This is a genomic window from Polynucleobacter sp. MWH-UH35A (genome assembly GCF_018687075.1).
Classification (GTDB): Bacteria; Pseudomonadota; Gammaproteobacteria; order Burkholderiales; family Burkholderiaceae; genus Polynucleobacter.
Genome location: NZ_CP061285.1, coordinates 1168268 through 1183507 on the forward strand (window position 1 = coordinate 1168268; position 15240 = coordinate 1183507).

The following is a 15240-nucleotide window of genomic DNA, read 5'->3' on the forward strand; positions in this document are numbered from 1 at the left end:
CTCGGGATTACTAATCGCACACGCCCGTCATCAGGAGTGCGCCAGAGAAGAACCCAAAAGGATACTTACCGTCTTTTGCAAACCCCTCAATACTGAGATAGTCCACAAAGGCACCATTCTTACCTGCAGACTTTTGAGTCAAAATAACTTTGTAAGCATTACCATTGCTTCCAGATGCGATGACTTTAGGCTTTCCTAAAGAATCCATTACATCGCCTACAACCTCACCAGTTTTTTTGATCACTGCAAATTCTTGACCAACTCTAGGGCTATCTTTAACTATATCGAGTTCACCATTGCTTTTGATATAGGCATCACTCAATACCTCACAACGATAGGTTTTTTCTGCAGCAAAAACATCTGAATGAAAAAATGCTGTGCCTATCAGGAGCGTGAGCAATGAGCGCTTATACATTTGAGTGAGCACTTTAAGGCTACTGAGATTAGATTGGCTTGAGCACTTCCAAGCCACCCAAGTAAGGCTGCAGTGCTTTAGGAATGGCAATACTTCCATCGACTTGCTGCTTGTTCTCCAGCAAGGCGACTAATGCCCTACCTACAGCAAGGCCTGAACCATTTAAGGTGTGAACCAACTCTGGTTTACCTTGGCCAGCTTTAAATCTAGCCTGCATTCTTCTTGCCTGGAAATCACCCATACTGGAGCAGGAGCTAATTTCTCTATAGGCATGTTGTGATGGCACCCACACCTCTAAGTCATAAGTCTTGGTGCTACCGAAACCCATATCACCCGTACAGAGCATTACTTTTCGGTAAGGGAGCTCTAGCAACTCTAATATTCTTTCAGCGTGGCCCGTGAGATCTTCCAAGGCTTGCATGGAGTCCTCTGGCTTAGTAATTTGCACTAACTCTACTTTGTCAAACTGATGCTGACGAATCATGCCGCGCACATCACGACCATAGCTACCCGCTTCTGATCGGAAGCATGGTGTGTGGGCAACAAACTTCATGGGCAAGTTGTCAGCATTAACAATTTCGTCACGCACTAAATTCGTTACGGGCACTTCTGCAGTAGGTATTAGGTAGAAGTTTTCAGTTTTTGCTTCGCCCTCATGTGATCCTTTTGCATCCTCACCACCCATTTGACGCGGGACTTTAAATAACTCCTCTTCAAACTTGGGTAACTGGCCAGTGCCACGCATGGAAGCGGCATTTACCATATATGGTGCGTAGACCTCTTGGTAGTTGTGTGTGGTTGCATGGGTATCAATCATGAACTGCGCTAATGCTCGATGCAATCTGGCGATCGGCCCTTTGAGAACCACAAAGCGTGAACCGCTAATCTTGGCTGCGACTTCAAAGTCGAGACCCAATGGACCACCGAGGTCAACGTGGTCTTTAATCTCAAAATCAAAAATGGGTTGCTCGCCCCAACGCTTGACTTCCTTGTTCTCGGTTTCATCTTTACCAGTAGGCACAGATTCATCGGGAAGATTTGGAATGCCCATTAAGAAATCAGCAATCTCTGCTTGAAGTGTGCTTAATCTTGCTGCCCCAGATTCCATATCGGTATTTACTTGAGCAACCTCAGCCATCTCAGCGGCAGCATCTTCGCCCTTACCTTTTTTCATGCCAATTGCTTTAGACAATTGATTGCGTTTGGCCTGCAGTTCTTCGGTACGGGTTTGCAAGGATTTACGCTCAGACTCTAGAGTGTTGAATTTCTCAACATCCAATTGGAATTTACGAGTAGCTAAACGTGCAGCAACTGCAGCGATATCTTTACGGAGTAATTGCGGATCAATCATATGTTGCTCTGGTTGGGTTTGTTCTGTTTTAGTACTTAGTGAATATGTGACTCTAGTTTAAGCGCAAGACTTCTGCTCCGGCGGGCGGCGTAAAGGTAAAGCGATTGGCTGGCAGGTTCACATTGAGCTGGATCTTACCCAGGGTTACCAAGACTACGCTGCCTAGACCATCAGTCAACTCCAGCGCCTTGGGTAGTCCATTGGCCATGCCAATCGAAATCTTTGTGTAAGGAAGATCGTTTTTGTTCTTTGCGTTGGGATCTTTCTTGGGAGTCAAGGCCACCCACTTCATTCCCAAACGATCTTCGCCCTCCACTAGATCAAAGTGTTGTTCTAGTGAGGTTTCACCAAACAGAATGGCTGCTGGCGTAGATGCTAGAGCCTGCCCTGCTGGACGAAAAGTTGCTTGGTTTAAATCTTTATCCCACAAAATTAATTGCTTGCCATCGGCGATCAACTTCTGCTCGTAAGGCTTTTGTGTGTCCCAAATAAATCGGCCTGGGCGCTGAAAGACAAAATGCCCTTGCGTTTGACGCAGAACTTTTAAACCTTTGTCTTGTGGCTCATTCGCTTTGGGTGCACGCAACTGTTGCTGCACAAAATCACCTTCCGCAGTTTTGGAGTTGCGCACAAATTGACGTAATTGCTCTGAGCCGCTTTCAGATTGGGAGAGTGCTGCACCTGAAAATAAGATGCTTGCAATTATCAGAATTGCTACAGTGAGAAATCTTGGCATAGATTCTTATTCGGAGGGACGATGCAAAATCTCGCGATTGCCACCATTACCCATCTTGGATACGAGGCCTGCTTTTTCCATATCCTCAAGGAGGCGTGCGGCACGGTTGTAACCAATGCGCAGATGACGCTGCACTAATGAAATCGATGGGCGTTTGTTTTCGAGAACAATAGCAACGGCTTGATCGTAGAGTGGATCGGCTTCGCCACCGCTCTCACCCGTCAATGCATCGACATTGGATTCATCCGCACCTTCGAGAACGCCATCAATGTAATTGGCTTCACCCTTCTCTTTGAGCCATTCCACCACACGATGCACTTCATCGTCCGATACAAAGGCGCCATGCACACGAACTGGCAAGCCAGTTCCTGGTGCCATGTAGAGCATGTCACCCATCCCAAGCAAGGCTTCCGCGCCCTGCTGGTCTAAGATCGTGCGGCTGTCAATTTTGGAGCTTACTTGGAATGAGATCCGGGTTGGAACGTTCGCTTTAATTAAACCAGTGATGACATCCACGCTAGGGCGTTGTGTAGCCAAAACCAAGTGGATACCAGCAGCACGCGCCTTTTGTGCGATACGTGCAATGAGCTCCTCAATCTTCTTGCCAGAGACCATCATCAAATCAGCCAACTCATCGATCACAATAACGATCACTGGTGCTTTATAGATTGGCTCTGGATCATCTGGCGTTAAGCTAAATGGATTGGTGAGCTTCTCACCTTTTTCTTCTGCTTCAGCAATCTTTTTATTAAAGCCCGCCAAGTTACGCACACCAAACTTACTCATGAGTTTGTAGCGGCGCTCCATCTCATTGACTGCCCAATTGAGCGCGTTATAAGCCTGCTTCATGTCTGTCACTACCGGGCACAACAAATGCGGGATCTTGTCGTAGATTGCCATCTCCAACATCTTCGGATCAATCATGATCAAACGCACTTCATCTGGCTTCGCTTTAAAGAGCAGCGAGAGAATCATGGCATTGATACCAACAGACTTACCGGCACCCGTAGTACCTGCAACCAAGCAGTGCGGCATCTTCGCTAAGTCAGCCACCATTGGGCTGCCTGAGATATCTTTACCTAAAGCTAGGGTTAGTAATGAATGGTTGTCGTTATATACCTGTGAAGTCAAAATCTCTGACAGGTACACAGATTGACGTGTTGGATTTGGTAATTCCAAAGCCATACAAGTCTTGCCTGGAATCGTTTCTACTACACGCATACTGACTACGCCAAGTGAACGCGCCAAGTCACGTGAGAGATTGACAATCTGACTACCCTTCACACCAACTGCTGGATCAATCTCATAACGAGTCACCACTGGACCAGGGTAGGCGGCGATCACAGTTACTTGAACATTGAACTCCGCTAATTTGCGCTCGATCAAACGGGAAGTAAATTCCAATACTTCTGCAGAGATCGTTTCTTTTGCTTCTGGAACTGGATCGAGCAATGCCAGCGGTGGCAACTCAGAATCTGGAATATCCACAAACAATGGTTGTTGTTTCTCGCGCTCCACACGCGCACTCTTCGGAATCTCTGCCGGTGCGCGCACAATTTGCACTGGCGCAGCGACTTCAACGCGACCACGGAATTCTTCTACAAACTCTTCACGCTCTTCAGCTGCCGCTTCACCTAACTTACGATCTTCTTCGCTATCGCGACGTTCCCGAATACGGTGGAAAGATACCTCTAAGAAGCGACCCACTTTTTCCGCAACATCCAACCAGGAGAAATGTAGAAACAGAGAGAGACCAGCACACAGGCCAAAGAGCAAGACCAAGGTGGCGCCAGTAAAACCGAGGGACATTTGTAATGGGTCGCCAATCAGCTCACCCAAAATACCGCCAGGGGGCCTAGGAAGCTGCCAGGACAAGGAATGCATCCGAATAGATTCAAGACCCATGCTGCACGCCAAAGTCAGACCAAAGCCCAACCAACGCATTAATAAGGAGTCTGGCTTAGCCTCTGGATCTGGCGGCAATGGAATGCTCCAAAGCTCTCGCCAGCCATTGAGAACACGGCGCCCAAATAGGGCTACCCACCAAAAGGCAGAAATGCCGAAGATATACAGCATTAAATCGGCTAAATAGGCTCCAAAACGACCCCCTAAGTTCTTGGGAGTCTCAAAACTAGCATGGGACCAGGCTGGATCCGCCTTGGAATACGTTAGCAAAATGGCAAATAAGCCCAGGCAAAGGCCTAGAGAGATGAACCAGCGGGCCTCCAATAGGAGGCGGGGCATCCTGCCCTGTCCGCCATTCTCTGGGGGCTCGGGACTCACTGGGGTCTTGGACTTCGGGTATGTGGTTCTTGCCATGTTCTACCGATTGTAATCAAGCAAATCTATAATTTACATATGATTACAAATACCCCAAAACACTCCAAAGTTCTCATCCTCGGATCTGGCCCTGCAGGCTATACAGCAGCCGTATACGCAGCCCGAGCCAATTTGAACCCTACTCTGATTACTGGACTGGCTCAAGGCGGTCAATTAATGACTACAACCGACGTTGAGAACTGGCCTGCTGATGCGGATGGCGTTCAAGGTCCTGAGCTCATGGACCGCTTTTTGAAGCATGCTGAGCGCTTTAATACTGAAATCATTTTTGACCATATCCATACAGCAGCCCTCAAAGAGAAGCCAATTCGTTTGGTTGGCGATTCTGGAACATATACCTGTGATGCCTTGATTATTTGTACTGGTGCTTCTGCCCAATACATCGGCTTACCAAGTGAAGAGGCATTCATGGGCCGCGGTGTTTCTGGGTGTGCCACATGTGATGGTTTCTTCTACCGCAATCAAGATGTTTGCGTAGTGGGTGGTGGTAACACTGCAGTTGAAGAAGCACTCTACCTCACAGGCATTGCTAAAAAAGTAACTGTTATTCATCGTCGCGACAAATTCCGTGCTGAGCCAATATTGAACGATCGCTTAATGGCGAAAGTGGCTGAAGGCAAAGTAGAACTCAAATTGAACGCCACTCTTGATGAAGTGCTTGGCGATGAAAAAGGGGTTACTGGTGTGCGCATTAAGAAACAAGATGGCAGCACTGAAGATATCACTGTGACTGGTGCCTTTATTGCCATTGGCCACAAGCCAAACACTGAACTCTTTGTTGGTCAACTCGATATGAACAATGGCTACCTCAAGACCCACTCTGGACTTGAAGGTAATGCCACTGCTACCAATATCCCTGGTGTATTTGCAGCTGGCGACGTACAAGACCACATCTACCGTCAAGCGATTACTTCCGCTGGCACAGGCTGTATGGCTGCCCTAGATGCGCAGCGTTACTTAGAAACACTGGAATAAGTTTTCAGAGTTGCAACAAACAAAAACGCCTAGCGATGCTAGGCGTTTTTGTTTGAGATTTTTTATGCGCTCAAGGCCAATAAAGCAACCTCAGGCGCACGATCCAATATTTTTAGTAGCGCCTTTGCTGCACCTGTTGGACTTCTTTTCCCTTGTTCCCAATTTCGGATAGTTTCTAAGGAAACTTCTATACGATTTGAGAACTCTTGTTGAGACAGGCCAATCCGTTCACGAACTCGCTTTGCATACTTTGCAGCATCTTGCATGGCCTCGTCATCGTCTTGCTGTTGGTGTAACTTTATGAGGCGTTCAGAAGTTGCATCTAATAGCTTCTTATTTACAACTCCCTTGGGGAAACTTTTTGGGTTATTTAGATCAACGCTAACTCGCACTATTTTCTTCATATCGCTTGACCTCCCTGTTGTTAGCTTTCCTTGCTGAAATAATTCTGATGGCCTTAACTCTTCTAGTGAACACAACTACGAAGACCCGTTTATCAATTGCTCCTATTGCGCGATACCGCTCTTCCCCGCAGTCCCACCTTTGGTCATGCTCAATAAGTATCGTAGGATCCTTAAAAATTGATATCACATATGCGAAATCAAAATTTCGAGAGATCTGGCATGAGTTACTTTTAGCCAAATCCCATTCAAAATCCATTAACACTATGGTAGGCCATTGGCCTACCATAGTCAAGTGCTTTCAAAATAAAAAACGCCTAGCATCGCTAGGCGTTTTTGTTTGTTGTAGTTTGATAACTTAACGTGAAATCACTGGTAAGAGTGGCACGATGAGCAATGCCACGATGTTGATGATCTTGATCAGCGGATTAACAGCAGGACCCGCAGTATCTTTGTAAGGGTCGCCTACGGTGTCACCAGTTACTGCAGCTTTATGGGCTTCAGAACCTTTGCCACCGAAGTTACCTTCTTCGATGTATTTCTTAGCGTTATCCCAAGCACCACCACCGGTGCACATCGAGATCGCCACAAACAAGCCGGTCACGATCGTTCCCATCAGTAAGCCACCCAATGCAGCAGGTCCTAGTAAGAGGCCAACCACGATAGGAGCCACTACAGGTAAGAGTGAAGGAACGATCATTTCCTTGATTGCCGCAGAGGTAAGCATGTCTACTGCTTTGCCGTACTCAGGCTTAGCAGTCCCCTCCATAATTCCAGGGATGTCGCGGAACTGACGACGCACTTCCTCAACTACTGCACCAGCACAACGACCCACCGCTTCCATTGCCATCGCACCAAACAAGTAAGGAATCATGCCGCCGATAAAGAGGCCAATGATCACCATGTGGTTAGACAAGTCAAAAGACACTTGTTGGCCAATGCTCTCCAAGGCATGAGTGTAGTCAGCAAAAAGTACGAGTGATGCCAAGCCAGCAGATCCAATTGCATAACCTTTGGTCACTGCTTTTGTGGTGTTACCAACAGCATCCAATGGATCGGTAATATCACGCACAGCTTGTGGCAAACCTGCCATCTCTGCAATGCCACCAGCGTTATCCGTGATTGGACCGTAGGCATCAAGTGCAACCACAATACCGGCCATCGACAACATGGCTGTAGCTGCAATTGCAATGCCGTATAAACCTGCCAACCAATACGCTGCAAAAATCGCTGCACATACAAACAATACTGGATAAGCAGTCGACTTCATTGAGATACCTAGACCAGCGATGATGTTGGTGCCATGACCTTTAGTAGATGCTTCAGCAATATGCTGTACTGGCTTGAACTGAGTACCGGTGTAGTACTCAGTAATCCAAACTAAACCTGCTGTTAGTAACAAGCCCACTACGGTAGAACCAAACAAGCGCCATTGGCTGCCCGGGATACCCAAAGCATCGTCCGGCATGATGAAGTTGGTTACGAAGTAAAAAGCAATCAATGACAAACCACCCGCAATGATCAAGCCTTTATACAAAGCTGGCATGACATTCTTCATGCCAGGTGTTGCTTTAACGAAAGAGCAACCCACTATCGAGGCGATGATTGAGACGCCACCAAGCACTAGTGGATAAATGATTGCTGCAACTGGCGCACCCGAAACCATCAATGAGCCGAGCACCATCGTTGCTATTAATGTCACTGCATATGTTTCAAATAAGTCAGCCGCCATGCCTGCGCAATCACCTACGTTATCGCCAACGTTGTCTGCAATCACAGCTGGATTACGTGGATCATCCTCTGGAATACCTGCCTCAACTTTACCAACTAAGTCAGCGCCAACGTCTGCACCTTTAGTAAAGATACCGCCACCTAAACGTGCAAAGATCGAAATCAGTGATGAGCCAAATGCCAAACCAATTAATGGGTGCAATACAGAGGAGAGGTCTTGTCCTGCACCAATGGATACGAGGAACATAAAGAACAATCCAACGCCCAAGAGGCCAAGCCCAACTACCAGCATGCCAGTAATCGCACCACCTTTAAATGCCACATTGAGCGCTTCGTTCATGCCTTTGGTGGCTGCCTCTGCTGTACGAACGTTTGCTCGAACAGAAACATTCATACCAATGAAGCCGCACGCACCAGAAAGAACGGCACCGATAACAAAGCCAATTGCCGTCGCAAAATCCAAAAAGAGCGCCATCAGAATGGTTAAAACCACCCCGACAACCGCAATCGTTTTATATTGGCGCGACAAATAGGCTGCCGCACCCTGCTGTATCGCCTCGGCAATTTCTTGCATCTTGGTATTGCCTGTACTTTGCTTCAAAATCCAGCCGCGCATCACAAAACCGTAAATCACGGCTAGGACACCGCACGCCAAGGCAAAATACAAGCCTAAAGTGACATTACTCATGCTTGAACTCCCTAAATTAATCGTTTATTCGTATTTATTGTTTTGTTTAACCTGCGCTTAGGTAGACCTGGTTTCCGAAAGCTTTAAACTATGGTCTTTAAGCTGTACCAGTATGTAACAGAATCACCCCTGCGCCCCCTCTATAGGATCAGGGTATTTACTAATCACTATTCGGAGTATTTATGAGTCTCGACAACGTCAAGCCAGGTAAAAAGATCCCTGAAAGCTTTAACGTCATTATTGAAATCCCAATGAATGCGGATCCAATTAAGTATGAAGTGGACAAAGAGAGTGGCGCAATTTTCGTTGACCGTTTTATGGGCACTGCAATGCACTACCCATGTAACTATGGTTACATCAATAAAACCATCGCTGGTGATGGCGACCCTGTTGACGTTCTCGTGATCACTCCATTCCCACTCATTCCAGGTGTGGTGGTTAGCTGCCGCGCAATTGGTATCTTGCAAATGGAAGATGAAGCTGGTCAGGACGCTAAGTTATTGGCTGTGCCTGAAGACAAAATTTTGCCTATCTATACTCACTGGCAAAAACCAGAAGATATCAACCCATTGCGCTTAAACCAAATCCAACACTTCTTTGAGCACTACAAAGATCTCGAAAAAGGTAAGTGGGTAAAAGTGAAGGGTTGGGGTGGTGTTGCTGATGCTCATAAAGAAATTTTGGAAGGCATCGAGCGCTACAACAAAGAGAATGCTTAATTCGATATTGATTTAGTTATCAGCAAAGGCTTTGTGATTCGGAGTGAGTGCCCAAAAAATTGCTTTAGCCCAGATCAACCCATTATTGGGTGATTTGGCTGGCAATGCGCAACTGATTCACAAAGCCGCTCTAGATGCCCACTCCCAGGGCGCCAAACTCGTAATAACCCCCGAGCTCTCGCTCACCGGCTATCCCCCAGAAGACTTATTGCTCCGCCCTGCTTTTATTGAAGCAGCGCAAGAGCAGCTTGAACTCTTGATGAAAGAGCTTGCTCAGTATTCTGGTTTGACCGTTATCGTCGGTCATCCCAAAAAGACATCAGTTGGCTTGCAAAACTATGCCTCCGTTTTACAAAACGGCAAAGTGATTGCAGGCTATGCGAAAGAAGAGTTGCCTAACCATGAAGTATTTGACGAAGTACGTTACTTCGTACCCGGTAATCAAGCTTGTGTATTTGAATGCGATGGCATTCGTTACGGATTAATTCTGTGTGAGGACGCTTGGCATGCAGGACCTGCTAAGCAAGCACACGCTGCTGGCGCACAAGTACTGCTTGTGCCCAATGCATCCCCGTATCACTTGAAAAAAGAAGCGCTACGCATTGATGTATTGCGTGGCCATATTGCCCAAACCAGAATGCCGCTGGTCTATGTCAATGCTGTTGGCGGTCAAGATGAATTGGTTTTTGATGGAGGCTCATTTGCTTTAGATAGCAAAGGTGAAGTTGTGATGGCCATGCCCCAGTTTGAAACTGGCTTAGGAATTGTTGCCACCTCTTCATCCGGTGAGCTGGAAATGGGATTAATCACCCCACCCCAGTCGGTTGAGGCACAGGCTTATCAAGCCCTAGTCTTAGGCGTGCGCGATTACGTCACTAAAAATCGCTTTCCTGGCGTCATTATTGGATTATCTGGTGGCGTGGATTCTGCATTGGTACTGGCAATTGCAGTTGATGCCTTAGGCGCTGATAAAGTGCGCGCCGTCATGATGGCCTCACGCTATACCGCTGATATCTCGTGGATCGATGCGCGCGAGATGGCACAAAACCTAGGCGTTCAGTACGATGAAATTCCGATTAGCGGACCAGTTGATGCCCTAGAAGCTTCTCTAGCCGAGCAATTTAAAGGTTTAAAGGTAGACGCTACTGAAGAAAATATTCAGGCGCGTGTGCGTGGCACCCTGCTGATGGCCTTGTCAAATAAAACAGGTCGACTCGTATTAACCACTGGTAACAAGAGTGAAATGGCAGTTGGCTACTGCACGCTCTATGGAGATATGGCCGGTGGCTTTGCAGTCATTAAAGATATTGCCAAGACCTTGGTGTATCGCTTGTGCGCCTATCGAAATAGTATCGAGCCTGTAATTCCGGAACGTATTCTGACTCGCGCCCCTTCAGCAGAATTGCGACCCGACCAAAAAGATCAAGATAGCCTGCCTTCTTATGAAGTATTGGATGGCATCGTTGAACGTTACATGGAACAAAACCAATCCATCGCCCAGATTATTGCCGCAGGCTTTGATGCCGAAAGCGTTGAAAAGGTCACCCGCCTGATCAAGCTCAATGAATACAAACGTCGTCAGGCGCCCCCTGGGGTCCGAGTCACCACCCGCGCTTTTGGGCGGGATTGGCGCTATCCGATCACATCCCAATTTAGAGCCTAGAACCCCAACATCTGCCTCATTTTTGGCAAGCGAATGAAGTTCTAGGTATGATTACTGCATTAGGGGGAATAAATGAAATTAATTACATCCATCATTAAGCCGTTCAAGCTCGACGAAGTCCGTGAATCCTTAGCTGAAGTAGGCGTTACTGGTCTTACCGTAACTGAAGTTAAAGGTTTTGGCCGTCAAAAAGGTCATACCGAGCTCTATCGTGGCGCTGAATATGTTGTCGACTTTTTGCCTAAGGTAAAAGTAGAAGCTGTGGTAGCCGATGACCGCGTGGAAGCCGCTATCGAAGCCATTACTAAGGCTGCACGTACCGGCAAGATTGGTGACGGCAAGATTTTCGTTACTGCCGTTGAGCAAGTGATTCGTATTCGTACCGGCGAAACCGATAACGCAGCAGTTTAACGATCGATTAAATGCATTAATTAAAACAGCGGCTTAAAAGCCGCTGTTTTTATTTCAACTATTTTTATCGAATCAACGCAGCTGAGAGTCTGTGGGATTTAAAGGTGCAACAGGCTGAACGATCTCAGCGGGCTCCAAAATAATAGTCTTGCTTGTTGTATTGCCAGTGCGTACTTTTGCGCCCTGGAAAAATAAATCCACTTGATTTAATCCACCAGTTAAAACCTTGAATGGTGGCTTGCCATAAACACTCACCCCCACTCCAGGTTCAAGCATCTTATTTTGTGTTTTACCGGTGGCATCTACAACACAAACAGTTTGTGCAGTTTTAGATTGTAGATAGACGTTATCGCCTGCCTTTTTGGGTGCATCTGGTTTGTAGTTCAGCACGGAGCCATCTGCGGGCGGGCACTCAGCTGAAACAGCCGCAGCTACAGGCTGGGTAGCAGGCGCAGGTGCAACAGCGGGAGGTGTGTTCGTAGGCTCAGCAGGTGCGCTTGCTGGCGGAGTTTCTGGCACAACCTCTTGAATAGTGACCACTTCTTCTTTGACTGGCTCAGGGAAAAATAGCGGACGTAAGTTCACCATGGAAAAGATTACTGCTGCAGCAATCGCTAACAGCAAGATGATTTTCTTTTTTGGACTCACAGGTGCTTTTGACTTCACGCTGTAATCAAGAATACTTTCAGATAATTTTTTGGCACTGCTTAGATTTGGCTTGGACTCTGCAACTTTCACTTCTGAGGCCGTTTCTTTTTCTTCTACTTTTTCTTCTGGCACTTCTTTTGAATCTTTTGCTTTACCAGGCTTTGCTTTTTTCTCTAATGCAGAGCCTTTTGTCTCCCCCTGCAATTTGTCTTCCACTTCAACTGGTTTAACAGCTTGCGCTACTCCAGAAAAGTCAAATGCTTCTTCGGGAGTGAGCTTCAGGAGATCAGCAATTTTTTTGGCAGCTGTAAATTTAACTTGAGCACCATAAAAGCTACTACTTTCGCCACTCTCAATTTGCTCTATTTGGCGCACTGAGAAACAAGACATCCCAGACAAATCTTTCGTGCTTAAACCAAGACTTTCTCTAGCCTTAGTAAATGCCTCTTTACGAATCTCTGGAAGTTTGTCTGGTTTATTCACTACTTAGCATCTGTCTCGTAATTAATTAATAAGAATGATAGTAATACCAAAATGGTTCAAGGGTAATTAGCCGCCAAGCTAATTATTCAAAGGGTGGTTTTCAAGGTCAGATTCAAGGTACTTTTTTACTAGAACCTGTAATGAATCCGCATGCATCTTGTCCATTACTCTGGCCTTATGAACCTTAATCGTGGCATCGGTTGTCCCTAGCTTTACCGCAATATCCTTGTTTAAAAGGCCTTTAACAAGCCATCCACATACTTCACGCTCTCTTGGGGTCAGACTTTCGTAATCCTTTTTGGCCTCAACATCCAAAGAAACACGTTTGAGTTGGCGACTATCAAAATCAATGGCATCAGCAACTGCCTTTAAGAGCTCTTCAAGATTAAATGGCTTAAATAAGAAGTCTAGAGCTCCTTTCTTCAGGCCCTGCACGATTTGGTGAGGATGGCTTTGACCGCTAACAAAGATGATGGGAGTCTTACGACCGCACTTAAGAAGTCTTTCCTGAAGGTCTAAGCCAGTCATGTCTGGCATTTGCATATCCAGCAAAATGACTGCTGGGGATACGGGGACAGACTTTTCTAAAAAAGCAGCTGCAGAGGCATAGTCTTCAACCAGATAACCGAGCTCCCGCAGCATTCTCGAAAGAGAAATGCGCATGGATTCATCATCATCTATTAGGTAAATATGGCCGACTTTAGTCATTGAATTCAAAGGAAAAAGTAATGGATGAGCTAATGTACTGCAGGGCTTTTGACTAAGCTATTAGCCATCAAGCTAATATTGAAGCCTAAAATCCTGATTTCCTTAGAATTTTGTATTGCGTTGCAGCATTTTTATGTCTAACCAATGCCCGATGGAGCCAAGGACCCCTCAAACCTATCTCACGGCACAATAGAGCCTTTCGACACAAACCTTTTCTGGAGTAAATAAGCATGAAACGCCTTAATGAACGCTCGCGCATGGTCACCGAAGGGGTCGCACGCGCACCTAATCGTTCAATGTATTACGCAATGGGTTACGAAGAAAAGGATTTCGTAAAACCAATGGTTGGCGTTGCGAATGGTCACTCTACTATCACTCCATGCAATAGTGGTTTGCAAAAATTAGCGGATGCTGCAGTTTCTGCACTTGAAGGCGCTGGTGCAAAAGCACAACTCTTTGGCACGCCAACTGTATCCGATGGTATTGGCATGGGTACTGAGGGTATGAAATACTCCCTCGTGTCACGCGAAGTTATTGCCGACAGTATTGAAACTTGTGTGAATGGCTTGTGGCAAGACGGTGTAGTAGTGATTGGTGGTTGCGATAAAAATATGCCAGGCGGCATGATGGCTTTAGCGCGCACTAATGTGCCAGGCATCTATGTATACGGCGGCACTATTAAACCAGGGCACTTCAAAGGTAAAGACCTCAATATTGTTTCTGCATTTGAGGCGGTCGGAGAATTTACCTCCGGCAGACTTAGCGAAGAAGATTTAAAAGGTGTAGAACAACACGCCTGTCCAGGTAGCGGCTCTTGCGGTGGTATGTACACCGCCAACACCATGAGCTCCGCCTTCGAGGCCCTAGGTATGAGCCTCCCCTACTCCTCAACCATGGCAAACGAAGATGCAGAAAAAGTAGCGAGCGCGCATGATTCTGCTGTTGTATTGGTTGAGGCAATTAAAAAGAACTTGCGTCCACGCGACATCATTACCAAGAAGTCTATTGAAAACGCTGTGAGCGTCATCATGGCTGTTGGTGGCTCTACCAATGCAGTGCTGCATTTCTTGGCCATTACAAGTGCAGCAGAAATTGATTGGACCATTGATGACTTTGAACGTATTCGCAAACGCGTTCCAGTGATCGTTGATATGAAACCATCTGGCACTTACCTCGCAACTGATTTACATCAGGCTGGCGGTATTCCACAAGTAATGAAGATTTTGCTAGATGGTGGATTGCTCCACGGCGATTGCATGACCATCACTGGCAAGACGATTGCTGAAACATTAAAGGATGTGCCATCGGTGCCACGCGCTGATCAAAAAGTGATTCGCACTTTAGACAATCCTTTGTACAAGCAAGGTCACTTGGCCATTCTGAAAGGCAATATCTCACCAGAGGGTTGCGTTGCGAAGATTACCGGCTTAAAAAACCCATCCATTACCGGTCCAGCACGCGTCTTTGATTCTGAAGATGACGCTATGGCAGCCATCATGGCGCAGAAAATCAAGGATGGCGACGTAGTAGTCATTCGCTATGAAGGCCCTAAAGGTGGTCCTGGCATGCGCGAGATGCTCGCCCCAACCTCAGCTCTCGTAGGCCAAGGTTTAGGCGAATCCGTAGGCCTTATTACCGATGGTCGCTTCTCTGGCGGCACATGGGGCATGGTAGTGGGTCACGTAGCTCCAGAAGCTTATGTCGGCGGCACGATTGCCCTCATCCATGAAGGTGACTCAGTAACGATCGATGCCCATAAATTACTCATTCAACTCAACGTGGATGAAGCAGAAATCGCTAAGCGTCGTGCGGCTTGGAAACAACCTAAACCACGCTATACCCGTGGACTACTTGCGAAGTACGCCAAATTGGCAAGCACCGCGAGTAAAGGTGCAGTTACAGACTTAAACCTGAATGATTAAGATGTTCTAGAAAAACAAAAGCCCCTAGATTTACCTAGGGGCTTTTTTA

General features: G+C 46.7%; 14 protein-coding genes. 5 read left to right on the plus strand and 9 right to left on the minus strand.

Annotation, left to right across the window (positions count from 1 at the left end; all coding sequences use genetic code 11):
* Window positions 1–10: 10 nt before the first annotated feature.
* Genes ICV36_RS06120 through ICV36_RS06135 form a run of 4 tightly spaced genes read right to left on the minus strand, consistent with a single transcriptional unit; the run spans window position 11 to window position 4821 of the window.
* Window positions 11–415 carry a hypothetical protein gene (locus ICV36_RS06120; protein WP_215399785.1) on the minus strand — a complete coding sequence of 135 codons (405 nt, stop codon included), beginning with the start codon at window positions 413–415 and terminating at the stop codon, window positions 11–13.
* 28 nt (window positions 416–443) lie between these two features.
* Complete coding sequence (gene serS, locus ICV36_RS06125; protein ID WP_215399787.1) at window positions 444–1766, minus strand: serine--tRNA ligase; 1323 nt, start codon at window positions 1764–1766, stop codon at window positions 444–446.
* A gap of 52 nt (window positions 1767–1818) precedes the next feature.
* Window positions 1819–2502: an outer membrane lipoprotein carrier protein LolA gene (locus ICV36_RS06130; RefSeq protein WP_215399789.1), complete on the minus strand. Its 684-nt coding sequence runs from the start codon at window positions 2500–2502 to the stop codon at window positions 1819–1821.
* Between the two features lie 6 nt (window positions 2503–2508).
* On the minus strand, window positions 2509–4821 hold the full coding sequence (locus ICV36_RS06135; protein ID WP_215399791.1) for a DNA translocase FtsK: 2313 nt from the start codon (window positions 4819–4821) through the stop codon (window positions 2509–2511).
* Between the two features lie 39 nt (window positions 4822–4860).
* On the opposite strand from ICV36_RS06135, the gene trxB reads away from it, so the two are divergent.
* Window positions 4861–5817 (plus strand): thioredoxin-disulfide reductase, encoded by a 957-nt coding sequence (gene trxB, locus ICV36_RS06140; RefSeq protein ID WP_215399793.1) that lies wholly within the window; start codon window positions 4861–4863, stop codon window positions 5815–5817.
* A 62-nt stretch (window positions 5818–5879) separates the two neighbouring features.
* On the opposite strand, the gene ICV36_RS06145 is transcribed toward trxB, so the two are convergent.
* The 3 genes from ICV36_RS06145 to ICV36_RS06155 all read right to left on the minus strand — a co-directional run bounded on the left by ICV36_RS06145 (window position 5880) and on the right by ICV36_RS06155 (window position 8637).
* Window positions 5880–6221, minus strand: coding sequence for a DNA-binding transcriptional regulator (locus ICV36_RS06145; RefSeq protein ID WP_215399794.1), 342 nt, complete (start codon window positions 6219–6221; stop codon window positions 5880–5882).
* Window positions 6199–6507 carry a BrnT family toxin gene (locus tag ICV36_RS06150; protein ID WP_371743195.1) on the minus strand — a complete coding sequence of 103 codons (309 nt, stop codon included), beginning with the start codon at window positions 6505–6507 and terminating at the stop codon, window positions 6199–6201. Before ICV36_RS06150 ends, ICV36_RS06145 begins: the two co-directional genes overlap by 23 nt.
* Before the next feature lie 69 nt (window positions 6508–6576).
* On the minus strand, window positions 6577–8637 hold the full coding sequence (locus ICV36_RS06155; protein WP_215399797.1) for a sodium-translocating pyrophosphatase: 2061 nt from the start codon (window positions 8635–8637) through the stop codon (window positions 6577–6579).
* A gap of 182 nt (window positions 8638–8819) precedes the next feature.
* Here ICV36_RS06155 and ppa point away from each other — a divergent pair, with 182 nt between their 5' ends.
* From ppa to glnK, 3 genes are all read left to right on the plus strand, one after another.
* Complete coding sequence (gene ppa / locus ICV36_RS06160; RefSeq protein ID WP_215399799.1) at window positions 8820–9356, plus strand: inorganic diphosphatase; 537 nt, start codon at window positions 8820–8822, stop codon at window positions 9354–9356.
* Window positions 9357–9399: 43 nt separating this feature from the next.
* Window positions 9400–11019, plus strand: a complete 1620-nt coding sequence (locus ICV36_RS06165) for an NAD+ synthase (RefSeq protein ID WP_215399800.1) — start codon at window positions 9400–9402, stop codon at window positions 11017–11019.
* 72 nt (window positions 11020–11091) lie between these two features.
* Window positions 11092–11430 carry a P-II family nitrogen regulator gene (gene glnK, locus ICV36_RS06170; RefSeq protein WP_068323619.1) on the plus strand — a complete coding sequence of 113 codons (339 nt, stop codon included), beginning with the start codon at window positions 11092–11094 and terminating at the stop codon, window positions 11428–11430.
* A 72-nt stretch (window positions 11431–11502) separates the two neighbouring features.
* Here the strand turns inward: glnK and ICV36_RS06175 are convergent, their stop codons facing one another.
* Together ICV36_RS06175 and ICV36_RS06180 are read right to left on the minus strand one after the other, a co-directional pair.
* Window positions 11503–12561 (minus strand): helix-turn-helix domain-containing protein, encoded by a 1059-nt coding sequence (locus ICV36_RS06175; protein ID WP_215399801.1) that lies wholly within the window; start codon window positions 12559–12561, stop codon window positions 11503–11505.
* Window positions 12562–12639: 78 nt separating this feature from the next.
* Window positions 12640–13269 (minus strand): response regulator transcription factor, encoded by a 630-nt coding sequence (locus ICV36_RS06180; protein WP_215399803.1) that lies wholly within the window; start codon window positions 13267–13269, stop codon window positions 12640–12642.
* 230 nt (window positions 13270–13499) lie between these two features.
* Between ICV36_RS06180 and ilvD the strand changes: the two genes are divergently transcribed.
* Window positions 13500–15191, plus strand: a complete 1692-nt coding sequence (gene ilvD, locus ICV36_RS06185) for a dihydroxy-acid dehydratase (protein ID WP_215399805.1) — start codon at window positions 13500–13502, stop codon at window positions 15189–15191.
* Window positions 15192–15240: the final 49 nt, after the last annotated feature.